Raw genomic sequence first — 22,348 nt, forward strand, 5'->3', positions numbered from 1 at the left:
GCCGGGCGCGACCGGGGGCGCATTCGACGGGACCGTGTCGCCCGGGTTCATGACCGGCCGTGCAGCGCGAAGCCGCCCTCGACGCCGACGACCCGCGGGTTGGTGAAGAACCGCAGGGTCTCGGCGGTGCCCTCCTCGCCGTACCCGGACAGCCCGAACGCCGGGCGCGGGCTGAACAGGTGCAGGCTGAGCACCGAGGAGCCGTTGACCTTGACCTCACCGGCCCGGATCCGGCGGGCCACGGCCAGCGCGGCCTCCTCGTCCGCGCCGAGCACGTACGCCTCCAGCCCGTACGAGGTGCCGTTGGCCAGCGCCACCGCCTCGTCCACCGTGGCGTACCGGTGCACCGCCGCCACCGGTCCGAAGATCTCGTCGCCTGTGTGCGCCGCGGCGACGCCGGTGACCAGCGTCGGGGCGAGGAAGTTCCCGCCGGCCAGCGGTCCGGCGGCCGGCAGCGTGGTGCCGGTGACCGCGGTCCCGCCGTGGGCCAGCAGGGCGTCGCGGGCGGCCAATACCCGGGCCAGGTGCCGGGAGTGCACCAGCGGACCGAGGTCGGTCGCGGGGTCCAACGGCGCGCCGGCGACCAGGCCGGCGAGCCGGTCGGCGATCGCGGCGACGATCTCGTCGTGCCGGTCGGCGGGCACGATCAGCCGACCCAGGGCCCGGCACCACTGCCCGTTGAGGGTGCTGAGCAGGTCGACCGCGGCCCGGGCGACATCGGCGACGTCGGCGTCGGGGAGCACGACCAGCGGGTTGTTTCCGCCGAGCTCAAGCTGCACCGGCTTGATGTCGTAGGCGCAGGCCGCCGCGACCGCCCGTCCGGCGGCGAGCCCGCCGGTGAAGGAGACCGCCCGGATCCGGGGATCGCTGACCAGGGCGGCGCCGGCCTCGGCCCCGCCGTGCACGAGCTGGAACACCCCGGCCGGTACGCCGGAGGTGCCGAGCGCGGCCCCGATGACGGCGGCGAGCCGTTGGCTGCCGTATGGGGCGTACTCGCTGGGCTTGAGGATCGTGGGGCAGCCGGCGGCGAGCGCGTTCGCGACCTTGTGCGCGGCCATCGGCGCGGGCGCGTTCCACGGCACCACGCAGACGGCCGGACCCCAGGGCAGCCGTTCGGCGTGCACGATCCGACCGTCCTCGCGGTGGAACTCCTGGCTCTGCGGGCCCTGCCGTAGCTGGGCGGCGGCGAGCCGGAACGCGCCGCCGAGGATCACGCCCAGCGGTGTGGTCTGCCGGATCGGCACGCCGGTGGTCGCCGACTCCAGCGCGCAGATCTCGGCCGCGATGCCCTCGACCGCCTCGGCGACGCCGTCCAGCACGTCGGCGCGAGCGGGGGCCGGCAGTGCGGCCCAGATCCCGGCCTCGTACGCCGCCGAGGCGGCGGCGACGGCGGCCTCGATCCGGTCCGGCGGCGTGCCGGCGGCGGGCCGCCGCGCCGCCCCGGTCGCCGGATCCTCCAGGTCGAACCCGAGCGGCGCGTCGCTGGGTGTCCAGACCCCGTCGACCAGGTCGGCGAGGTCGGGCAGGTCGGGCTGGTGGGGCCAGGTCACCCGGCCACCGCCGCGAACAGGTTGTTGGACCGGTCGCTGGTGACCATGCCGGCCGCCTCCAACCGGCCGCGCTCCGGCGGGAACGTCATCACCAGCCCCATCGCCAGGTCGCGAAGTGCCCGGCCGACGGGCCCGTTCATGGTGGCACTCGACGTGCCGGACGCCTTGAGCGCGCCGACCGCCACGTCGAAGCACGCCTCGCAGATCGAGCCCTTCGCCAACCGCCACTGCTGGTAGACCTCGGCGTGCGAGCGTAGCGGCGGCTCGCTGGTCTCCAGCAGCAACTGGCGGCGCAGCCAGAGGTACGCCGTCTCCAACCGTTCCGTCATATTGCCGATGATCACTTGGTGCATGGGGCTCTCCGCGATCGGCCGGCCGGTGTCGGCGAAGGTCTTCTCGGTGAGCCTGGTCAGCGTGTCGTCGTAGACACTCTGCGCCGCGCCGACGTAGACCGCCGTGATGGCCAACTGGTTGCCGACGAAGCTGCCCCGGCTGCACTGCAACATCTTCACGAACGCGCCGGGCACGGTGAGCGCCTCGTCGGCCGGGATGAAGACGTCGTCGAGCCGGATGCCGTGGTTGGCCGAGCCGCGCATGCCGATGCCGTCCCAGCTCGGCCGTGAGGCGACCCCTGCGGCATCTCGGGGCACGAGGAACAGTGCCAGCCCGTCCGCTGTCTCGTGCCCGGCGAGCCGGGCGGTGACCAGGTAGGTGTCGGCGACGCCGGTGGCGCAGCCGAACGACTTCTCGCCGCTGAGTGACCAGCCGTCGACGCCGTCGCGACTGACCGGGGTGGCGGTGGTGGAGATGGCGATGTTGGCCGACGAGCTCTTCACCGCCTCGCTGGCGAAGTTGGCCAGCCACACCCCACCGGCCATCCGGGTCAGCACCTTCTCGGCGAAGGCCCGCACGGCGGGGACGTCGTCGTCGTCGAAGAGGCCGCGTTCGATCGCCTCCAGCGGCAGCAGGCCCCGGGAGGCGCTGGTGTTGTGGAAGAAGAAGGCCAACGCCGTCGACGGGCACGCGCTGCCCATCGCGAAGGTGGCGGCGGCGAGGTCGCGCAGGCCGCCGCCGAGGCCGCCGTACTCCTGCGGAACCACCAGGCCGAGCAGCCCGGCATCGCGCAGCAGCGCGACGTGCGCGGCGGGGAACACCCCGTCGGCGTCGGCCTGCGCGGCGGCGGCCCGCAGCGCGGGCAGCACCTTCTCCACCCGGGCCGCACGATCCTGCTCGGCCGGGGTGAGGTCGTCGATGAGCCGTCCGCCGGTGGACATGTGGGTCACTCCTCTGGGTTGGTGGCGGGGAGCCGGGGACAGGACACCCCGAGTTGACGGGCGAGAAAGACCAGGTCGCGGGTGCGCAGGGCGTCCGCTCGTCCGCTGAGGGTGGTGTCGAAGCCGGTGACCCCGCTCTTCATCGCGACCATGGCGTTGACCAGGCCGAGCCCACGCTGAGTCCGCAGCCGCACCCGAAGTGAGGCGCGCCGGGCGCGCACGGTGGCGTCGGCGAGCACTGCCCGCACCTGCACCGGGCTGGCATCGGCCGCTTCGACCAGGGTGACGGCGGTGTGCCCGGCGCGCAGCAATTGGTCCAGCTCGGCGAGGGTGGCATCCTCGCCGCCGGCCCGGAAGGCGTCGGCGATCATCGGGCCGGGCGTTGCCCGCACCGTGAAGCCGGCCATCGCCAGGGTGTTCGCGCGCAGGCGGGAGAGCCGGCCCCCGATCGCGATGTCGATCCTCTCCGGCAGCGGGTCGGCGAGCTGGCTCCACACGCTGGAGTGGAACAGCAACGGGGCGCCGACCCGGGGGGTGCTGGCGGCGAGCACCTCGCCGACGAAGATCGTGTGGTCGCCGCCGGGGTAGGCGTGCACGATCCGGCAGTCCAGCCAGGCGGTCGAGTTGACCAGGACCGGGCAGCCGGTCTCGGCGTGCACCCAGTCCAGCCCGGCGAAGCGGTCGGTGATCTCGGGGCGCATGCCGGCGAAGCGCTGGCCGATGCCGGCCTGGCCCTTGCCGAGGAAGCTGATCGCGAAGACCCCGGCACGCTCCACCAGGGCGTGGCTGGGAAGGTGGACGCCCAGGCAGACGGAGACCAGCGGCGGGTTGAGGCTGACCGAGGAGAACGAGCTCGCGGTCATGCCGTGCGGTCGGCCGTCGACGACCGTGGTCACGACACCGACGCCACTGGGCCACTGGGCGAGGGCCGAGCGGAACGTGATGCTTTCGACCGACACTGACAGGCTCTCCGTTTCGCATCAGGAAACGCCGTTACCAGAAACGTAACGAGGGGTGGTGTCCCGTGTCAACCGTCGATTGGTCCGGGCGGCCGGCGACACCCCGGACACGCTGTTTCGCTAGGTGGAATCGTGCGACCTACACTGCTCTGGAGACCGGACAAAAACGAACAGTGCTGTGGAGGCCCAACCATGACCAGTCGGACATCCGCGGCGACGGCACCGGCCGTTGCGGAGGACGGCGACGGCCAGTCCCGCTCGATCGCGGCGGTCGAGCGGGCGATGGACGTGCTGCTCTACTTCGGGCGCAGCGGGCGACCGGACCTGGGCGTCACCGAGATCGCGACCGCGCTGGGCCTGACCAAGGCCGCCGTGCACCGCATCCTCACGGCGCTGCGCAGCCGGGATCTGATCATTGTCGACCCGAGCACCCGTCGCTACGCACTGGGCCACGCGGCCGTCACGCTCGGCCGGGCCTACCTGGCCCGCACCGACCTGCGCGCGATGGCCGGCCCGGAGCTGCGCGCGTTGGCGGCCCAGACGGGCGAGACCGCCACGCTGTCGCTGCGCCGGGGCGACACCCGGCTGTACGTCGACCAGGTGGTGCCCGAGCACGAGCTGCGGCTCGACGTCAACATCGGCATCCCGTACCCGCTGCACGCCGGCAGTTCGTCCAAGGCGTTCCTGGCCTTCGTCGCGGAGGACGAGTTCGACGCCTACCTGGAGCGGCACCGGCTCGTCGAGGTCACCGACCGCACCATCACCGACCCGGCGAAGCTGCGCAAGGAGATGGCGGCCATCCGCAAACGCGGCTATGCCACCTCGCGCGGCGAACGCCAGCCCGGCGCGACGTCGATCGCGGCGCCGGTCTACGACCACGACGGGCACGTGGTGGCGGTCGTCAGCGTGGCCGGGCCGGTGGGGCGGTTCAAGCCGGACTCGCCCGAGCTGGCGAAGTCGCTACTGGAGGCGACCGGCCGGATCTCCGCTCAGCTCGGCTACAGCGGCGCCTGACCGACCTGCCCGGGTCACAGCGCCGCGAGCGGCTTCAGCACGCCGAGCGCCGCGGCCGCGAGCACGCTGCCCCAGATGCCCCACACGTAGGGTAGGCAGCCGTCGATCGCCCGCCGCATCGTGCGCTCCACCTCCGGCGTGGAGCCGGTCGTCATCAGCGTGCCGAAGGCCGGTCCGAACGGGCGCAGGGTGAGACGAATGCCCAGTCCGCAGGCGATCGCGACGCTGTAGAGCAGGATCTTGCCGCCCAGCCACTTCGGGTTGGTGTCCACGCCGAACGGTGCGGCGGCGAAGAGTGTGTAGAGCGCTGTCCCGGCCAGCCCGGCGATCAGCACGATCCGGACCGTCCAGTCCGCCCGGCGCACCCACCGGCGGTGGCCCGGGCGGTGGTGGTCGGAGATCGTGGCGGCCAGCCACCCCGCCGCGAACACCCAGAGCAGTGCGACGATCGGCCAGCCGAACGGGTTGATTCCGAAGACCTGCGCGCCGTGCGGGTCCAGCGCCATCAGCGTGACGCCGCTGGGCAGGAAGAGCACCAGGCAGATCTTGGGCCCCAGGTCGAGCCCGCCCATGATCTTCAGTGCGGTGGCCCGGGCGGCCGGCGTGAGATCGGGCTTGAGGACGAACCGGCTCGACCAGAAGACCCCGAGATCCCCGCCCAGCCAGAAGACGAAGAGCACGATGTGCAGCAGAATCCACCAGCCGTACGGGTGCGGTCCCATGAAGCCTCCTTGACGTCTCGACCACCAATGGAAACACTGTATTCGCAGTCGAAACAATGGCCGCATCGCCGGGCGTTGTCGAGCGGAAGGGCCCGAAGCCGTTGAGGTCGTACCTGTACGTGCCCGGGGACGCGCCCGACAAGCTGGCCAAGGCGGCGCGGCGCGGCGCAGACGCGGTCATCGTCGACCTGGAGGACGCGGTGCCGCCGGCCGGCAAGGACGCCGCCCGCTCGGCGGTCGCCGCCTTCCTGCGCGCCGCGCCGCCCGGGGTCGCCTGGTGGGTGCGGATCAACCCGGGCCCGTTGGGCCACGTCGACGCGGCGGCCGTCGTGGGGCCGGGGCTTGCCGGGCTCTGTGTGGCGAAGGCCGAGTCCGCCGCCGAACTGGCCGCCCTCGACGAGGTGCTCGGCGCGGCCGAGTCGGCGGCTGATTTGCCGGCGGGCACGACCCCCGTGGTGCCGCTGCTGGAGTCGGCGGCGGCCGTGGTCGCGGTCCTCGACATCGCCCGCGCACCTCGGGTACGACGGCTGCAACTCGGCGAGGCGGACCTGCGCGCCGACCTCGGTGTCACGCTCGGGCCGGACGAGCGGGAGTTGCTGTTCGTCCGCTCGCAGGTGGTGCTGGCCAGCGCGGCGGTCGGCATCGAGCCACCGGTGGCACCGGTCAGCACCGACTTCCGGGACCTGGTCGCGCTGCGCGCGTCGACGATCGCGCTGCGACGGCTCGGCTTCGTCGGCCGGGCCTGCATTCATCCGGCGCAGATCGCGGTGGTCAACGAGGCATTCACCCCAACACCGGACGAGGTGGCGGCGGCGGCTGACCTGGTGGCCCGCTTCGACGCGGCGGTCCTCGACGGCGTGGGGGTCTGCCTCGACGCGCGGGGCCGGCTGGTGGACGAGGCGGTGGTCCGCTCCGCCCGGCGACTGCTCGCCCTGGCGGTGTAGGCGCCCGCGCATTCCCGGCGCGGCGTCGGTGTGGGTGCGGCGGTGGGCATGGCCGGCCGGGTCCGGCCTCAGCGAGCCGGCGCGGTCAGCGCGAGTAGCGCCGATGGCGTCACCCCGGTGCCGAGCACGGCGTCGCGCAGCGCGGCGATCCGCGCCGGTGGAATCGCCCGCTCGGCGTTGAGCTGGAACTTCGTCGCCAGATCGGCCGCGCTCAACGGATGCTGTGGCCCGCCGCGCGACGAGTCGACCCGGTGCTCCAAGAGGGCTCCACCGCGGGTCCGCACCCGCAGCACCGCCGCGAACGCACGCGGGAACAGTTCCGACGCCCGGGGGTCGGCCACGCACCGGACGCGGGCCGCCAGCGCCAGCCGGTCGGCCGCCAGCTCGCCGACGAAGTCGTCGAGCGACAGCCCCAGGCCGCCACCGCCGAGCAGCGCCGCCGCGATCGTGTACGGGCCGGAGAACTTCGCGTGGTACGCGCTGCGCGGGCGGGTCTTCTCGGCGGTGGGTTCGGCGATGGTACGCAGTACCGGGGCGGCCACCCCCAGCTCGATCTCGGCGACGTCGGCCGGGTCGAGCCCGCCAGCCCGCAGCGCCAGGGCGCAGTCGACGCCGGGGTGGGTGAAGTGATTCGACGGGTACGGCTTGTAGACGGTGCGCAGCACCTCCCAGTCGGTGCCCAGCCCGCGCAGCAGCGCGTCGGCGGTGAAGTCGCCGGTGTGCGCGGCGAAGAAACCGAACCGTCCCTCCAGCACGGTCGGTGGCCCGGTCAGCCCGTCGGCCGCCAGCACCGCCGCGCTCACCCCGGCGTGGGCGGCCCAGCCGCAGTGGGCCTGCTTGACCGAGCCGCCGGTGCGGTTGGCCTCCAGGATGCCGGCGCCCATGCTCGCGGCGATCCCGATGGCATGGCCGATGCCCGCGGCATCCAGGCCGTAGAGGAGGCCGGCCGCGACGGCCGCGCCGATCGTGCCGCAGATCGAGGTGGCGTGCTGGCCGCGCTCGAAGTAGACGTTGACCCCGGTTCCGGGCAGGTAGCCGGCCATGCCGAGCCGGTTGGTGATCTCGATCCCGGCGGCCACCGCCGGGACCAGGGCCGCGCCGTCGGCAGCCGCACCGCCCCCGACCGCCTCCGCGGCGGCGAGCGCGGCCGGCACGACGCTGGCGCTCGGGTGCAACACCGAGGGGAGGTGCGTGTCGTCGAAGTCCAGCGAGTGGGCCAGTACCCCGTTGACCAGCGCGGCGGCCGGGGCGGGCAGCCGGTCGCCGGAGCCGATGACGGTGGCCTCGCCGATGCCGCCCCAGCGCCGCACGGAGCGCAGCGCGGCCGCTGCGGCGTCGGCACCCGGGTCGGCGTGCGCGGCCAGGGCCAGCCCCAGGATGTCCAACACCCGGCCGGGGATGTCGGCGCGGACGACGTCGGGCACCCCGTGGTCGCGGCAGTCGACCGCGAAGCGCGCCAGCCGGGCGCTGAGCGTGGGCTCGTCGCCCGGCGCGGCCGTGGTCCCGGCCGTGCTTCCGCCCGCCGTCACGGCAGGACCGCCAACGGGCGGACCGGGGCGCCGGTGGCCCCGACGATGGGCAGCGGGTTGAGCACGAACAGGAACTCCCGGGCTCCGGTGTCCAGCAGCGGGGCCAGGTTCATCGTCTCCACGATGTTGATCCCGTGCTCCACCAGCAGGATCCGGTGCACCGGCAGGGTGGCGTGGCCTCGTCCGGGCGCGAGGTGCTCGAAGGCGATCGTCTCGCCGCCGACCACCCTGGGGGCGCGCTCGGCGAGCCAGCGGGCGGCGGCCACCCCCGGGCCGGGAACGCCGTCGGCGAGCCCGACGAACGCCGCACCGTCGCCCCACCGTCGCGACCATCCGGTGCCGACCAGGACCGCGTCGCCCGGTGCGATCCGAATGTGCCCGGCGGCCCGCTCCAGGTCGTCCGGAGTGATCTCGTAACCCGCCGGCAGCACGGCGGTGGAGTGCACGGCGGCGACGTCGAGCAGCACGGCGCGTCCGACGTACGGGTCGAACGTCTCGATGCCCAGCTCCGCGAAGCCTTCGTGGGACTGCGCTGCCCCGGCCGGCCGGCCGGCGTGCACGAATCCGTCCTGCGAGACGTGGGCCAGCGCGTCGACGTGGGTACCGACGTGCCCGCCGGTGATGATGACCTCGTTGGCGGCGCTGCCGCCGTCGGCGCGCACCAGGTCGCCGTGGCGGCGCTCGATCACCATCCGGAACGGCGGGTGGTTCGGTGACTGGGGCATTCCCCGGCGCATCGGGTGGGCCAGGTCGATGATCCGGGCCCCAGCCAGCGCCGGCCACAGAGCGGTGGCGCCGGGGTCGAAATCGGGTTGCGGTCCAGCGGTGCGTGGGCCCACTCAGATCACGCCTCTCGACTGCAGGTCGGCGAGCTCGTCGGCGCTGAGGCCGAGCCGGTCGCCGTACACGGACTGGTTGTTGGCGCCGGGCGGACGCCCGTGACCGTCTGCTTGTTGCGGCCGAGCATGGTCCACCACAGCGGCACGCCGTCCCTCGTTGGTCCGGTGTACGTCACCCGCTAGGTGTGACCGGGGTGTGACGCGGCGGTGGTCGTGGCCGCGTCACACCCCGTCGCCATCACATCCCGTCGCCGGACCAGGGGCCGCGCGAACGGGACCGCACCGGCAGGGTGGAGATGACCGGCGCCTCGTCGTGTTCGTGGTAATTGGTCGCCGTGCCACCCCACTTGATCCACTCATCGGTGGTGTACCAGTTGATCAGCTCGCCGTCCGATCGGATGATCCAGTCGATGTCGGTCTCGGCCACGAAGTGGCCGTGCTTCACCCCGGCCGGCCGGAAGCAGTAGGTGCCCTCGTCGATGTCGCCGAAGTTGTACGCCATCTTCCCGCCGAGCGTGTAGAACTCCTCGTAGCAGGGGTGGTGGGCCAGCCGGTGGTCGCTCCAGCCCTTGTGGGCCCGGATCAGCCGGGTGTAGAAGTTGGTCACCGGGTCGCGGTGCAGCAGCTTGATGTAGAGCGGGGTGATCGGCCCGACCGTCGGTGCGGCGGTCCACTCCATCTCGTTGGAATCCACCACCGTCACCTCGCCGACGGCGCTGTCCCACCGTGCTGAGGCCGGATTCCACTGTGCCTTCTCGACGTCGAAACCGCAGTCGCCGTACTCGCGCCAGTGCAGCACCGACGAGCCCTCGCGGATCTTGATCCAGTCCATCGGCACGCCCCGCGGCACCTGCAGGTAGCCGCCGGGGCCGATCTCCTGACCGCCGTAGTTCAGCGAGCCGGACTGCACGTAGAACTCCGTGTCGGCGTGCGGCACGCCCGGCCCGCGCCCCCAGTCGCTGTCGAAGCTCAGCGACAGCGAGGACGACCCGTCCTCCTCGTCCACCGATAGCCGGCGTTCGCGGGCCCCGCCCTCGCCGTGCGGCAACTCCCCGACGTGCCAGATGTAGTCATTCTCGTGAATCAGTTCGACGTGCGCTCGCACCCGCTGCTCCTCACTTCGCGTTTCAGGGTCTTCCCGGCGGCGTTGCGGGCGGCGCCCCCGGCCGGAGGTGCCGGGGCGCCCGGCAGCCGGCGTCGGTGAGATCGGTGCCGTCCGGGACCAGCATGGCTGCAATGGAAACACTGTTTCCACGAGCACGGCAAGCCCGCCGCCCCCCGCAATGTTCCCCCTAGCGAAACGGCGTATCCAGGCATACGATGCGTCGAATGAATGGGGCACTCTCCGACGTCAGGGTCCTGGAAACCGGCACATTGCTCGCCGGTCCGTTCTGCGGCCAACTCCTCGGCGACTTCGGCGCCGAGGTGATCAAGCTGGAGGACCCCGGCCGGGGCGATCCCATGCGTCAGTGGGGCCGGGAGAAGCCGCACGGCCAGTCGCTGTGGTGGCCGGTCGTGGCTCGCAACAAGAAGTCCGTCACCTGCAACCTGCGCAGTGCGGCCGGGCAGGACCTGCTGCGTCGGCTGGTGGTCGAGTCGGACGTGCTGCTGGAGAACTTCCGTCCCGGCACGCTGGAGCGGTGGGGGCTCGGCTACGACGTGCTCAGCGCGCTCAACCCGCGCCTGATCCTGGTCCGGGTCAGCGGCTACGGCCAGACCGGGCCGTACTCGCCGCGCGCCGGCTTCGGCTCCATCGGCGAGGCCATGGGCGGTATCCGCTACGTCACCGGCGAGCCCGACCGACCTCCGTCGCGAGCCGGCATCTCGCTCGGCGACTCGCTCGCGGCCACCTACGCCGCGTACGGCACCCTCGCCGCCCTGCACGCCCGGGAGCGCACCGGCCGCGGCCAGGTGGTCGACTCGGCAATCTACGAGGCGGTGCTGGCGATGATGGAGTCGCTGCTGCCCGAGTGGTCGGTCGCCGGTTACCAGCGGGAGCGCACCGGGGCGATCCTGCCCAACGTCGCTCCCAGCAACGTCTACCCGACCGCCGAGGGCGGCGACATTCTGATCGCCGCCAACCAGGACACCGTCTTCCGCCGGCTCGCCGAGATCCTGGGCCGCCCCGAGCTGGCCGACGATCCCCGGTACGCCAGCCACGGCGCGCGCGGCGCTCACCAGGCCGAGCTCGACACGCTCATCGCCGAGTGGACCGCCACCCACACCGCCGTCGACCTGCTCGGTCGGCTGCACGCCGGCGGGGTTCCGGCCGGTGGCATCTACACCGCCGCCGACCTGCTCGCCGACCCGCACGTCGCGGCCCGCGAGGCGATCGTGCGGGTGCCGCACGAGCGGTTCGGCGAGCTGCCGATGCAGGCGCCGGTGCCGAAACTGTCCGCCACCCCCGGCGCGGTGAACTGGTCCGGGCCGGAGCTGGGTCAGCACAACGACGAGGTGTACGGCGACCTGCTCGGGATGAGCGCCGAGCAGCGCGCGGCCCTGCGCGCGGACGGGGTGATCTGAGATGTCCGACGGTACCGCGCGTGGCGGCACGCTCGATGCCGACTACGTCGGTGCCGGGTTCGCCCGTCGGCTCGGTTGGGGCACCCGGCCCGCGCTCGTGCTGGTCGACCCGGTCGCCGCGTACGCCGTACCCTCGTCGCCGTTGTTCCTGGCCACCGCGGAGAGCGCGCTGGCCGCGATGGCCGCGCTGGTGGCGGCGGCCCGCGCGGCCCGGGTCCCGGTGGCCTACACCGCGGTGCGGTACGCCGACGACTCCTGCGCCGAGGCGCCCCTGTTCGCCGCGAAGGTGCCGGCGCTGTCCGCGTTCGCCGCCGGCAACCCGCTCGGCGACTTCGCGGCCCAGGTGATGCCCGCCAGGGGCGAGCACATCGCGTACAAGCACTACGCCAGCGCCTTCGCCGGCACCGCGCTGGCCGCCTGGCTCACCACGGCCGGCGCCGACACGGTGGTGCTCGGCGGCTTCTCCACCAGCGGCTGCGTCCGCGCGTCGGCGGTCGACGCCCTGCAGAACGGGTTCCGCCCGATGGTGGTGCGCGAGGCGTGCGCCGACCGCGATCCCGGCCCGCACGAGGCCAACCTCTTCGACCTCGACGCCAAGTATGCCGACGTGGTGCCGCTGGCCGATGCGGTCGCCCGGTTGACCGGTGACTGACCGGACCCGTTCTCCCCGACTTGAGTGGGCAGGAGCCGTCATGCGTAGGACAGTCATCACCGGCAGCACCAAGGGGATCGGCTTCGCGCTCGCCCGCGAGCTGCTCTCGCGGGGCCACTCCGTCGTCGTCTCGGGGCGCTCACGAACGGCCGTGGACGATGCCGTCGCGCGGCTGCGCCCGCAGGCCGCCGCGGCGGCCACCGTCCATGGAATCGCCGCGGACGTCACCGACGCCGCGCAGGTCGAGCGGATATGGAGTGCCGCGGTCGACGCGCTGGGCGGCGTCGACCTGTGGATCAACAACGCCGGTGTCGCCAACACCACCCGGCCGATCGTCGACACCGCGCCGGAGGACGTCCGGACGATGGTCACCACGAACATGCTCGGCACCGTGTACGGGTCGCAGGTCGCCGTCCGCGGCATGCTCGCAGCCGGCGGCGGCCAGGTCTTCAACGTGCTCGGCGGCGGCAGCGACGGCGCGATCCGCCCCGGCATGGGGGTCTACTCGGCCACCAAGCGCGGCCTGGACTCCTTCACCCGGGCACTGGCCAAGGAGGTCACCGGTACCGGCGTGCGGATCGGCCAGATCCGCCCCGGCATCCTCATCACCGAGGGGTGGCTGCGCGAAGCCGCCGCCGCGCCGGAGCAGGTGGCGCGGCAGCGCAGGTTGCTCAACATCCTCTGCGACCACGTCGACGACGTCGCCCCGTACCTGGTCGAACGGTTGCTGGCGAGCACCCGCAACGGCGACGCGATCGCGTGGCTCACCACCGGCCGGATGACCCGCAAGTTTCTCGTCGCCGGCAAGCGGGACGTGCTCGGCCGCTACGGGCTCTGACCGGGGCCGTCATGCACATCAATGACTCAGGGAAGGATGGCACCGGGTGAAGGGTGTGCAGCTCAACATGGCCGCCGGGATCCGCGAGTTCGGCCGGGCCACGCCGGGCCGGGTCGCGGTCGTCGACGGTGACCACGCCGTGACGTTCGGCGCGCTCGACGAGCGCTCCAACCGGCTCGCGTCCGCGACGCTCGCGCACGGCATCGCCCCCGGTGAGCGGATCGCGGTGCTGAGCAACAACCGCTACGAGTACTTCGAGATATCGGCGGCGATGGCCAAGGCCGGCATCCCGACCGTGCCGCTGAACACGAAGAACAACAGCTCGGACAACGCCTACATCCTCGCCCACTCCCGGGCGAGGGGGATCATCCTGGCCGACGAGCTGGCCGGCAACGTCGACGGCCTGCTCGACGACCTGCCGCTCGTGCTCAGCTTCGCCGGCGAGGTCGGCCAGCGGTACGAGACGTTCCTGGGACAGGGCCGCGCGGTCGATCCGCAGGTCCCCGTCGACGAACTCGACCCGTTCTGCATCACCTACACCTCCGGCACGACCGGGCGGCCCAAGGGCGTCCTGCTGACCCACCGGGGACGGGTCCTCACCGCGTTCGGAGTCGGGCTGGACTACGGGCTCGGCCCCAACCGCAGCACGATCGCCGTCGCACCGATGTACCACGGCGCGGGGTTCGCGTTCGCCTACACCGCCCCGATGCTCGGCGGCTCGTGCAGCGTGCTGCCGACCTGGGACCCGGAGCGGCTGTTGGACCTGATGGCCTCCAGTCGCGCCTCCACGGTGTTCCTGGTGCCCACGCACGCCCAGCACCTCCGCCGGTTCTGCGAGGAGCCGGCCGCCCGGTACGACCTGTCGGCGCTGCGGACGCTCTACTTCAACGCCGCCGCGTTGCCGGTTGCGCTGAAGGAGTGGGTGATCGCCGCGTTCCCCGGCGTCGACGTGCACGAGCTGTACGGCTCGACCGAGTGCTCCATCGTCACCAACCTGCGCCCCGAGTTCGCCCTGGAGCGGGCCGGCAGTGTCGGGCATCCCTGGTTCTGGAACGAGATCCGGCTCAAGGACGACGACGGCAACGAGGTCTCCCCGGGTGAGCCCGGCGAGCTGTTCGCCCGCTCGCCGCTGCTACTGGCCGGGTACCTCGACGACGAGGAGGCCACCCGGGCCGGATACGACGCCGACGGGTTCTTCTCCGTCGGCGACGTGGCCGTGCGCGATGAGGAGGGCTTCATCACCATCTTCGACCGGAAGAACGACATGATCATCGCGGGCGGGGTGAACATCTTCCCGCGCGAGATCGAGGAGGTCATCGCCCGCCACCAGCCGGTCGACGAGGTCGCCGTCATCGGCGTGCCCGACGAGGTGTACGGCGAGCGCATCGCCGCGTTCGTGGTGGGCCGCCCGGGGACGCGGATTGACGTCGGAGCCCTGGAGGGCCACGTCCGGCAGCACGTGGCGCGCTACAAGGTGCCCCGCGAGTGGCACGTCGTCGACGCGTTGCCGCGCAATCCGAGCGGCAAGATCCTCAAGCGGATGATCCGCGACGGGTACCTCGCGCATCGTCAGAAGGAGATTGGCTGATGGGGCTCAAGCAAGGCTGGACCGGGCGGTTCTTCGAGGACTTCGAGATCGGAGACGTCTACCAGCATCCCCTGGGACGCACCGTCACGGAGACCGACAACACCTGGTTCACGCTGCTGACCATGAACACCAACGAGATGCACTTCAACGCCGAGTACGCCGCACGGTCGGAGTTCGGCAAGCCGCTCGTGGTGTCGACACTCACGGTGGCCATCGCGGTCGGGCAGAGCGTCACCGACCTGACCCAGAACGCGTTCGCGAACCTCGGCTGGGACGAGATCCGGATGACCCACCCGGTGTTCGCCGGTGACACGCTCTACAGCGAGTCACTCGTGCTGGAAAAGCGCGAGTCCGCGTCCCGCCCGCATGCCGGCATCGTCACGGTGCGCACCCGCACGCTGAACCAGCACGGCGACGAGGTCTGCTCCTTCAAGCGCACGTTCTACGTGTACCGCCGGGGCGCCGAACAGCTGGAAAACCTCTTCCCGGTGGGGAAGTCCCCACTTTCCCTCGACGGCGACAGCAAGGAAACGGCATGAGGCTCACGTACCAGCCGTGGGGGGAGACGCTCGCGGAGCTGGCCGACGCCGGGCGCCGGGCGGAACGCGCGGGCGCCGAGGTGCTGTGGGCCTCGGAGCTGCACCGCAGCGCGACCGGCACCGCCGCGGCCCTGGCCGGGGCGACGTCGACCGCACGGATCGGCACCTCGATCATCCTGGCGTTCACCCGCAGCCCGATGATCACCGCGCTGGAGGCGCTCGACCTGGACGAGCTGTCCGGCGGCCGGTTCGTGCTCGGCCTCGGCTCCGGGGTGCGCCGGCTCAACGAGCAATGGCACAACGTGCCGTTCGGCAAGCCGGTCGGTCACCTGCGCGAGACGGTCCACAACATCCGGCTGTTCTGGGACGCCTGCACCACCGGCGCCGAGATCCGGGCCGACGGCGAGTTCGAGCCGATGCACATCCGCGGCTACGAGCGGCCGTACGCCGTTCCGGAGCGGCAGATCCCGGTGTACCTGGCCGCGATGGGCCCGCTGATGACCCGGCTGGCCGGCGAGATCGGCGACGGCTGGATCAGCCACGAGCTGTGCTCACCGGGATACCTGCGGGAGCACATCCTGCCCGACCTCACGCTCGGCATCGACCGCGCGGACGGCAAAACGCGCCATGACGTCGACGTCGTCGTCTCCGCTTGCGGCTCGGTAGCCGCCGACCCCGCGCTCGCCCGCCGCCGAGCCGCCGGTGTGGTCGGCTTCTACGCCACGGTCCGCACCTACGCCGACTTCTTCGCGTTCCACGGCCTCGCCGAGGACCAGCAGGCCGTCATCGACGCGTTCCGGGCCGGTGCCGGAGCGGACCACCTCGCGGGCAGCGTCAGCGACCGGATGGTCGACGCGCTCACGATGGCCGGCACCCGCGACGATGTCGCCGCCCGGATCGCGGCCTATGACGGCATCGCCGACACCGTGAAGCTGAGCCCGCCGACCCACGGGCTGCCGGTCGCCGAGATCCGCGCAGCCCAGGACGAGATCATCGCGCTGATCGGCGAGTTGACGGGAGCGTCCATATGAGACCGCTGGAGGATCTGCGCATCATCGCGGTCGAGCAGTACGGCGCCGGGCCGTTCGGCAGCGTGCACCTGGCCGACCTTGGCGCCCAGGTCATCAAGATCGAGGACCCGCAGGCCGGCGGCGACGTCGGCCGGTACGTGCCGCCGTACGCCGAGGACGAGGACTCGCTCTTCTTCGAGACGTTCAACCGCAACAAGCGCAGCATCTCCCTCGACCTGAACACCGCCGCCGGGCGCGGCGTCTTCGAACAACTCGTCGCGGTCTCCGACGTCGTCTACTCCAACCTGCGCGGGGACGTGCCGGAGAAGCTGCGCATCCGGTACGACGACCTCAAGCACCTCAACCCGCGCATCGTGTGCGTGTCGCTGACCGGGTTCGGGATGACCGGGCCCCGCAAGCAGGAACCCGGTTACGACTACGTGTTGCAGGGTCTCGCCGGCTGGATGGAGCTGACCGGTGAGCCGGACGGACCGCCCACCAAGTCCGGACTGTCACTGGTGGACTACTCGGGCGGCTTCGTGGCCGCGATCTCGCTGCTGGCCGGGGTGCACGCCGCCCGCCGCGACGGCGTCGGGATGGACTGCGACGTCAGCCTCTACGACACCGCGGTGTCGATGCTGACCTATCCCGCGACGTGGCACCTGAACGCCGGGTTCCAGCCGGTCCGCACACACCACTCGGCCCACCCGTCGCTCGTGCCGTTCCAGGCGTTCGAGGCCAAGGACGGCTGGATGGTCGTCGGCTGCGCGAAGGAGAAGTTCTGGGCCCGGCTGTGCCAGATCGTCGGCCACCCGGAGTGGGCCGAGGCCGGCTCGCCGTACGCGACCTTCGCCGGACGGCGGGAGCACAGCGCCGACCTGGTGCCCCGGTTGGAGGCGATCTTCCGGCAGAAGACCGTCGACGACTGGCTCACGCAGCTCTACGCCGGGTCGATCCCGTGCGGCCCGATCAACGACGTCGGCGCGGCCCTGGTGGACGAGCACACCGCCGCCCGGAACCTCGTGGTCACCACCGACCACCCCCGTTACGGCGAGGTACGGCAGCTCGCGTCCCCGGTGCGGGTCGGCGACGAGACGCCCACCTACCGCCGGGCACCGCAGCGCAACGAGGACCTCGCACTCGTCACCGAGGAGATCCTGGGCCTGGACGCGTCTCAGGTGGTGGCGCTGCGGGCGGCCGGCGCGTTCGGCGATGCCGAGCCGGCACACGGCGCGAACACCCCCGACACCCCTGACAGCCTCGACACAACAGCCACGTCACGATGATCGCCGAGGAGCTTGCCGAGTGGGGCACGGGCCACGTCGAAGTGCCGGCCGCGGTCCGGGCCGCAGCGCTGCGGCACCTGCTTGACGGGGTCGGAACGGCGCTGGGTGGGCTGCGCGCCAGCCCGGTGACGGGGGAGACCGGTGGGCCGTCGCCGATACCGGCCGTCGTCGTCGCCCGGGAACTCGGCGGGCCGCCGGAGGCGACGATCATCGGGTCGCGGGGCCGGGTCGGTGCGCCGGCCGCCGCGCTCGCCAACGGCACCCTCGTGCACGCACTGGACTTCGACGACACCCACGCTGGCGGCCTCGTGCACGCCACAGCCGTGGTGCTGCCGGCCGCGTTCGCCGTCGGCGAGCAGGTCGGCGCGCCCGGCCGGGCCGTGCTCGAGGCCGCCGTCGTCGGCTACGAAACCGTGTGCCGGGTCGCCGCCGCCGCGTCGCACGGCTTCCACGCCCGCGGGCTGCACGCCACGATGGTGGCCGGCGTGTTCTCCTCGGCGATCGTCGCGTCCCGGCTGCTCGGCCTCGACGCCGCGCGGACGACCGACGCGCTCGGCATCGCCGGCAGCCAGGCCGGCGGGCTCCTCGCGTTCCTGCACAGTGGAGCCTCGACGAAGCAGCTGCACCCGGGATTCGCCGGGCACGCCGGCATCCTCGCCGCCCGGCTGGCCGCGGCCGGGGCCGGCGGCCCGGCGAACGTCCTCGACGGCCCGCACGGTGTCTACGACGCACTGGCCGCCGGCCCGGTCGACCTCGCGTCCATCACCGCCGAGCTCGGCACACGCTGGGAGACCACCCGGATCGGCATCAAGCCGTACCCGGCGTGCCAACTCTCCCACGCCGCGATCGACGCGGTCCGCGACGCGGTGCGCCGCGGCGGTGTCCGTTCCGGCGACGTCGCCGCGATCGACGTCGACGTGCACCCCGACTCGGTGCCCACGGTCTGCGACACCCGGCGGGACCTGGCGCGACCGGCGTCGCCGTACGCGGCGAAGTTCTCGCTGCCGTGGAGCATCGCCGCCGCCGTCGTCGACGGTGACCTGACCACCGCAACGTACGAGCCGGACTCGCTCGGCCGACCCGAGGTAGAACGCGTTGCCCGGCTGGTGCGTTGGCACGTTGCCCCCACCGGCGGCCCCGCAGCCGACGCGCCCGGCACCGCCCGCATCACGCTCGTCGACGGCTCGGCCGTTCCCGGCAGCGTGCCACGCAGCGCGGGCGGCCCGGACAACCCGCTGACCGACGAGCAGCTCGTCGCGAAGTTCCACCGCAACGCCGGTGGCGACACCACAGACGTCGTCGACCTGCTGTCCCGTCTCGACGAGCTGGACACCATCGAACCGCTCATGGCGGCGGCGCTGGCCGCCGCCGGTACAGGCAGGGACCGCCCGTGACACCACACGCCATCAAACCGCCCTCCTTCCGCTGGTTCCCGTACGACGGCTTCACGTTCTGCCTCGGCCTCGCCGAGGGCGACGCGGCCTGGACCTCCGGCCACACCTCCGCCGCGTTCGACGAGGCCGTCGGCAGGATGACGGTCACCGGGGACATGGCGGCGCAGGCGCGCACCGCGTACGAGAAGGTGCTGACGATCCTGGCGGCCGCCGGGTTCGGGCCGCAGGACGTCACCCGGGTCACCGAGAACGTGACGGTCGCCGGGCTCGCCGAGTACGAGGCGGCCGCAGCGGTCCGGCGGGAGGTCTTCGGCGACCACGAGCCCGTGCTGCGGACGGTCGTCGTCGAGCGGCTCGTGCGGCGTACCGCGCTGCTGGAGGTCGAGCTGCACGCGGTCTGCGGCGGCGGCGAGGTGCTGGCCGCCAGCGAGCCCCGGCCGGCCGGCACCTGGCAGGCCTCCGCCGTGCGGACCGGCCACGACGGCGCGGTGTACCTACCGACGATGCTCCCGGTCGACGCCACCGGCGCCGTGGTCCACCCGGGGGACTTCGCCGCGCAGTACGCCTACTGCCTGGACCGGGCGGGCGACCTGCTCACGGCGGTCGGGCTGTCCCTCGACGCGGTCGTCACGACCTACGACTACTCGACGCCGGAGACCCGCGACGTGTACCGCCGGACGCACCGCGTGCGGCGGGAACGTCTCGGCGGCGCCGGTGTCTACCCGGGCGCGGGAGGCATCCTGATGAGCCGGCTGCACCACCCGGACGCGCTCGTCGCGATCGACGTCACCGCCTCCCGGCACCGGTTGGAAATGGTCAACCCCGGCTGGTCCCGCTACGACACGCTCACCTACGCCCCCGGGGTCAGGGCCGGCCGGACCCTGTACATGTCCGGGTTCGCGGCGCTGGACATGCAGACGCAGCAGGCCCTGCACCCCGACGACATCGTGGCGCAGGCCGAGGCGACGTACGGCGCGATCCTGCACCTGCTGCGCCACGCCGGCCTCGGACCGGAGCACCTGCTGGAGACGACCGAATACTGCGTCGAATCCGCGCTGCCGGCGTACCGGGGCGTGGCCGGCGTGCGGGAACGGCTGCTCAGCCCGCCCTGGCCGGCGTCGACTGGAGCGATCTGCAAGGCCCTGCTGCGCCCCGAGTTCCTGCTCGAGGTGTTCCCGACGGCGGTGTATCCGAACATCAGCGGAGCGGAGGAGACGGCGTGAGCCTGCTGACCGACGACCTGCGCGCGCTGCTGGGCACGAGGAAGGTCTACACCGCGCCCGAACCGCTCGGCGCCGCGGCCGGCCGATACTTCGGCATGGCCGTCGGCGACGACAACCCGCTCTACTCCGACCCCGAGTTCGCCCGCGCGCAGGGCCTGCCGGGCGTGACCGCCCCGCCGACGCTCATCTGCGAGACCAACCAGTACGCGAACCTCCCGATGGACGGCGACGGTTACGCGGGGCATTCGTGGCACCTCGACGTCCCCGGCACCCGCCAGGTGCGCGGTGGCAACAGCTACACGTTCCACCGCCGGGTACGCCCCGACGACGTCATCACCGCGACCTGGGAGATCCACGACCTGACCGAGAAGCAGACCCGCACCGGCGCGGACATGCTCGTGGTCTCCTCGCGCGCGACGTACACCAACCAGGACGGCGAGCTGCTCGCCGTCAACGAGGAGACGATCATCCTGGTCAGCCTGGACGGTGCCGCATGACATCCCGGGTGCCACCGAACGTCGGGGATGCGCTGCCCGCGCTGGAGCGCACCATCACGCTCACCGACATGGTCGCCTACGCCGGCGCCACCTGGGACTGGTACCGCCTGCACTTCGACCCCGAGTTCGTGGCCGCCGCGCGGGTCCCGGGCCCGGTCGTGGACGGGCAGGTGTTCGGGGCGCTCTTCGTCGAGCTGCTGCAGGACGCGCTCGGTCCGCTCTGCTTCGTGCACGAGCTGTCGTTCACGTTCCGGAACCTGATGTTCGCCGGCGAGACCGTGCGGTGCGAGGCGACCGTGGTCGAGGTCGGCGCCGACCGCGTCCGGGTCGAACTCTCCGCCACGATCCTGGCCAGCGAGTACGGCCCGCAACGGCCCGCCGCCCGCCCTGCCCACGCGACGGTCCTGCTGGGCACGGCCGACGGGCCGGGCGCCCGGTGACCGGCGTCGCGATCGTCGGTGCGGCCGAGTGCGACCTCGGCAGCACCGGGAAGTCCACGCTCACGCTTCAGACCCAGGCCGTCACACGGGCGCTCGCCGACGCCGGGCTCACCCTCGCCGACGTCGACGGACTGGCCACCACCGGAGTGTCCCGCTTCTCCACCACACAGCTCGCCGAGTATCTCGGGCAGCAGCCCCGCTGGGTCGACTCGACGTTCGTCGGCGGGTCGGCCGCCGAGATGATGGTCGCCCGCGCCACGCAGGCGATCGACGCCGGCCAGGCTTCCACCGTGGTCATCAGCTTCGCGTCGAACCAGCGCTCCGCGCGCTCGCGCAGCCTTGGCGGGATCGTCGAGGAGCACACCCCGGAGGCCCAGTTCGAGGCGCCATACGGCCCGTTGTACCCGCTGTCGTACTACGCGATGGCGGCGCAGCAGTACTTCCACCGGTACGGCGGCACGCGGGAGAAGCTGGCCGAGATCGCGGTCGCCGCCAGGGAGTGGGCGCTGCTCAACCCGGCCGCGTTCCGCTACGACGCCGGGCCGCTGACCGTCGACGACGTGCTCGCCGCGCCGATGGTCTCCAGCCCGCTGACCGTCGCCGACTGCTGCCTGGTGACCGACGGTGGCGGGGCGGTCGTGCTCACCACGCTCGACCGGGCCCGCGACCTGCGGCACCCACCGGTTCGGGTCCTCGGGTACGGCGAACGGTCGACGAACACGTCGATGACCGCGGTCGAGGACCTGACGGTCACCGGCGCGCGCGAGTCCGGCCGGGAGGCGTTCGCCCGGGCCGGCATCACACCGGCTGACGTGGACGTGCTGGAGGTGTACGACTCGTTCACCATCACCGCCGCGCTCAGCATCGAGGCGCTGGGCTTCTGCGGACCGGGGGAGGTGCTCGACTTCATCCAGGACGGCCGGATCCGTCCCGGCGGTGAGCTGGCGCTGGACACCTCCGGCGGTGGCCTGTCGTACTGCCATCCCGGTCAGTACGGGGTGCTGCTGCTGGTGGAGGCGGTCCGCCAACTGCGCGGCGAGGCGGGAGCCCGGCAGGTGCCCGACGCCCGGGTGGCCGTGGCGCACGGCACCGGCGGGATCCTGTCCACGCACGCGACGGTCGTGTTGGGGGTGCGGTGATGCACGTACCGCCGCCCGACGACGTGACGGCTGGCTGGTGGGACGCCACCCGGGAGCACCGCTACACGCTGCAGACCTGCGGGTCCTGCGGGCACGTCCAGCATCCGCCGCGTGCGCTGTGCACCGCCTGCTCGTCGATGGTGGATCTCGGGTTCGTCGAGGCGTCCGGCCACGGCGTCGTGGACACGTTCACCGTGGTGCACCGGTCACCCGTGCCGGGGGCTGCCGCGCCGTACACGATCGCCCGAATCCGGCTCACCGAGGGACCATTCGTGCTGTCCACCCTCGAAGGGCAGGACTGGCGGATCGGCGACCCGGTCCGTGTCGGTTGGCTCGACCTCGACGACGGCCGGGCGCTGCCGGTCTTCCACCGCTGACGGAGGCTACC

Annotated in this window: 22 protein-coding genes; 15 read left to right on the forward strand and 7 right to left on the reverse strand. The window is 72.5% G+C overall.

The features are described 5' to 3' along the window. Nucleotides 1-47: 47 nt before the first annotated feature. The 3 genes from ABZ808_RS00495 to ABZ808_RS00505 are packed head-to-tail and all read right to left on the reverse strand — an operon-like array spanning nucleotide 48 to nucleotide 3,783. Nucleotides 48-1,550 carry an aldehyde dehydrogenase family protein gene (locus ABZ808_RS00495; protein ID WP_356998818.1) on the reverse strand — a complete coding sequence of 501 codons (1,503 nt, stop codon included), beginning with the start codon at nucleotides 1,548-1,550 and terminating at the stop codon, nucleotides 48-50. After that, complete coding sequence (locus ABZ808_RS00500) at nucleotides 1,547-2,824, reverse strand: acyl-CoA dehydrogenase family protein (RefSeq protein WP_356998821.1); 1,278 nt, start codon at nucleotides 2,822-2,824, stop codon at nucleotides 1,547-1,549. Before ABZ808_RS00500 ends, ABZ808_RS00495 begins: the two co-directional genes overlap by 4 nt. Nucleotides 2,825-2,829: 5 nt before the next feature. After that, complete coding sequence (locus ABZ808_RS00505) at nucleotides 2,830-3,783, reverse strand: flavin reductase (protein ID WP_356998824.1); 954 nt, start codon at nucleotides 3,781-3,783, stop codon at nucleotides 2,830-2,832. A 192-nt stretch (nucleotides 3,784-3,975) separates the two neighbouring features. Here ABZ808_RS00505 and ABZ808_RS00510 point away from each other — a divergent pair, with 192 nt between their 5' ends. Continuing rightward, entirely contained in the window at nucleotides 3,976-4,797 is an 822-nt protein-coding gene (locus ABZ808_RS00510) for an IclR family transcriptional regulator (protein WP_356998827.1), read from the forward strand. A 14-nt stretch (nucleotides 4,798-4,811) separates the two neighbouring features. Here the strand turns inward: ABZ808_RS00510 and ABZ808_RS00515 are convergent, their stop codons facing one another. Further along, nucleotides 4,812-5,519, reverse strand: coding sequence for a hypothetical protein (locus ABZ808_RS00515; RefSeq protein ID WP_356998830.1), 708 nt, complete (start codon nucleotides 5,517-5,519; stop codon nucleotides 4,812-4,814). A gap of 56 nt (nucleotides 5,520-5,575) precedes the next feature. Here ABZ808_RS00515 and ABZ808_RS00520 point away from each other — a divergent pair, with 56 nt between their 5' ends. Next, the gene (locus tag ABZ808_RS00520) at nucleotides 5,576-6,463 is read left to right on the forward strand and encodes a CoA ester lyase (RefSeq protein ID WP_356998833.1); all 888 of its coding nucleotides are present in this window, start codon (nucleotides 5,576-5,578) and stop codon (nucleotides 6,461-6,463) included. Nucleotides 6,464-6,531: 68 nt separating this feature from the next. On the opposite strand, the gene ABZ808_RS00525 is transcribed toward ABZ808_RS00520, so the two are convergent. The 3 genes from ABZ808_RS00525 to ABZ808_RS00535 form a co-directional block, all read right to left on the reverse strand. Then, the gene (locus ABZ808_RS00525) at nucleotides 6,532-7,992 is read right to left on the reverse strand and encodes an MmgE/PrpD family protein (protein WP_356998836.1); all 1,461 of its coding nucleotides are present in this window, start codon (nucleotides 7,990-7,992) and stop codon (nucleotides 6,532-6,534) included. Next, a complete protein-coding gene (locus ABZ808_RS00530; protein WP_356998839.1) occupies nucleotides 7,989-8,831 on the reverse strand; it encodes a cyclase family protein in 843 nt (280 codons plus the stop codon). Before ABZ808_RS00530 ends, ABZ808_RS00525 begins: the two co-directional genes overlap by 4 nt. A 238-nt stretch (nucleotides 8,832-9,069) precedes the next feature. Beyond that, nucleotides 9,070-9,936 (reverse strand): DUF4437 domain-containing protein, encoded by an 867-nt coding sequence (locus ABZ808_RS00535; protein ID WP_356998841.1) that lies wholly within the window; start codon nucleotides 9,934-9,936, stop codon nucleotides 9,070-9,072. A gap of 224 nt (nucleotides 9,937-10,160) precedes the next feature. On the opposite strand from ABZ808_RS00535, the gene ABZ808_RS00540 reads away from it, so the two are divergent. Genes ABZ808_RS00540 through ABZ808_RS00600 form a run of 13 tightly spaced genes read left to right on the forward strand, consistent with a single transcriptional unit; the run spans nucleotide 10,161 to nucleotide 22,337 of the window. After that, nucleotides 10,161-11,354 carry a CoA transferase gene (locus tag ABZ808_RS00540; protein ID WP_356998844.1) on the forward strand — a complete coding sequence of 398 codons (1,194 nt, stop codon included), beginning with the start codon at nucleotides 10,161-10,163 and terminating at the stop codon, nucleotides 11,352-11,354. A 1-nt stretch (nucleotide 11,355) separates the two neighbouring features. Further along, nucleotides 11,356-12,006, forward strand: coding sequence for an isochorismatase family protein (locus ABZ808_RS00545; RefSeq protein WP_356998846.1), 651 nt, complete (start codon nucleotides 11,356-11,358; stop codon nucleotides 12,004-12,006). A gap of 40 nt (nucleotides 12,007-12,046) precedes the next feature. Continuing rightward, complete coding sequence (locus tag ABZ808_RS00550; protein WP_356998849.1) at nucleotides 12,047-12,844, forward strand: SDR family oxidoreductase; 798 nt, start codon at nucleotides 12,047-12,049, stop codon at nucleotides 12,842-12,844. A gap of 46 nt (nucleotides 12,845-12,890) precedes the next feature. After that, on the forward strand, nucleotides 12,891-14,432 hold the full coding sequence (locus ABZ808_RS00555) for a class I adenylate-forming enzyme family protein (RefSeq protein ID WP_356998852.1): 1,542 nt from the start codon (nucleotides 12,891-12,893) through the stop codon (nucleotides 14,430-14,432). Further along, entirely contained in the window at nucleotides 14,432-14,971 is a 540-nt protein-coding gene (locus tag ABZ808_RS00560; RefSeq protein ID WP_088947019.1) for a MaoC family dehydratase, read from the forward strand. The genes ABZ808_RS00555 and ABZ808_RS00560 overlap by 1 nt, the downstream gene beginning before the upstream one ends. Next, nucleotides 14,968-16,002, forward strand: coding sequence for an LLM class flavin-dependent oxidoreductase (locus ABZ808_RS00565; protein ID WP_356998855.1), 1,035 nt, complete (start codon nucleotides 14,968-14,970; stop codon nucleotides 16,000-16,002). The genes ABZ808_RS00560 and ABZ808_RS00565 overlap by 4 nt, the downstream gene beginning before the upstream one ends. Next, the gene (locus ABZ808_RS00570) at nucleotides 15,999-17,267 is read left to right on the forward strand and encodes a CoA transferase (protein WP_356998858.1); all 1,269 of its coding nucleotides are present in this window, start codon (nucleotides 15,999-16,001) and stop codon (nucleotides 17,265-17,267) included. The genes ABZ808_RS00565 and ABZ808_RS00570 overlap by 4 nt, the downstream gene beginning before the upstream one ends. Continuing rightward, nucleotides 17,264-18,661: an MmgE/PrpD family protein gene (locus ABZ808_RS00575; RefSeq protein WP_356998861.1), complete on the forward strand. Its 1,398-nt coding sequence runs from the start codon at nucleotides 17,264-17,266 to the stop codon at nucleotides 18,659-18,661. Before ABZ808_RS00570 ends, ABZ808_RS00575 begins: the two co-directional genes overlap by 4 nt. Further along, nucleotides 18,658-19,884, forward strand: coding sequence for a RidA family protein (locus ABZ808_RS00580; RefSeq protein ID WP_356998864.1), 1,227 nt, complete (start codon nucleotides 18,658-18,660; stop codon nucleotides 19,882-19,884). Before ABZ808_RS00575 ends, ABZ808_RS00580 begins: the two co-directional genes overlap by 4 nt. Continuing rightward, complete coding sequence (locus ABZ808_RS00585; protein ID WP_356998866.1) at nucleotides 19,881-20,381, forward strand: MaoC family dehydratase N-terminal domain-containing protein; 501 nt, start codon at nucleotides 19,881-19,883, stop codon at nucleotides 20,379-20,381. Before ABZ808_RS00580 ends, ABZ808_RS00585 begins: the two co-directional genes overlap by 4 nt. Then, nucleotides 20,378-20,821: a MaoC/PaaZ C-terminal domain-containing protein gene (locus ABZ808_RS00590; protein ID WP_356998868.1), complete on the forward strand. Its 444-nt coding sequence runs from the start codon at nucleotides 20,378-20,380 to the stop codon at nucleotides 20,819-20,821. Before ABZ808_RS00585 ends, ABZ808_RS00590 begins: the two co-directional genes overlap by 4 nt. Next, nucleotides 20,818-21,960 (forward strand): acetyl-CoA acetyltransferase, encoded by a 1,143-nt coding sequence (locus ABZ808_RS00595; RefSeq protein ID WP_356998871.1) that lies wholly within the window; start codon nucleotides 20,818-20,820, stop codon nucleotides 21,958-21,960. The genes ABZ808_RS00590 and ABZ808_RS00595 overlap by 4 nt, the downstream gene beginning before the upstream one ends. Continuing rightward, on the forward strand, nucleotides 21,960-22,337 hold the full coding sequence (locus ABZ808_RS00600; protein WP_356998873.1) for a Zn-ribbon domain-containing OB-fold protein: 378 nt from the start codon (nucleotides 21,960-21,962) through the stop codon (nucleotides 22,335-22,337). The genes ABZ808_RS00595 and ABZ808_RS00600 overlap by 1 nt, the downstream gene beginning before the upstream one ends. Nucleotides 22,338-22,348: the final 11 nt, after the last annotated feature.

This window comes from Micromonospora sp. NPDC047527 (assembly GCF_040643015.1).
Classification (GTDB): domain Bacteria; phylum Actinomycetota; class Actinomycetes; order Mycobacteriales; family Micromonosporaceae; genus Micromonospora.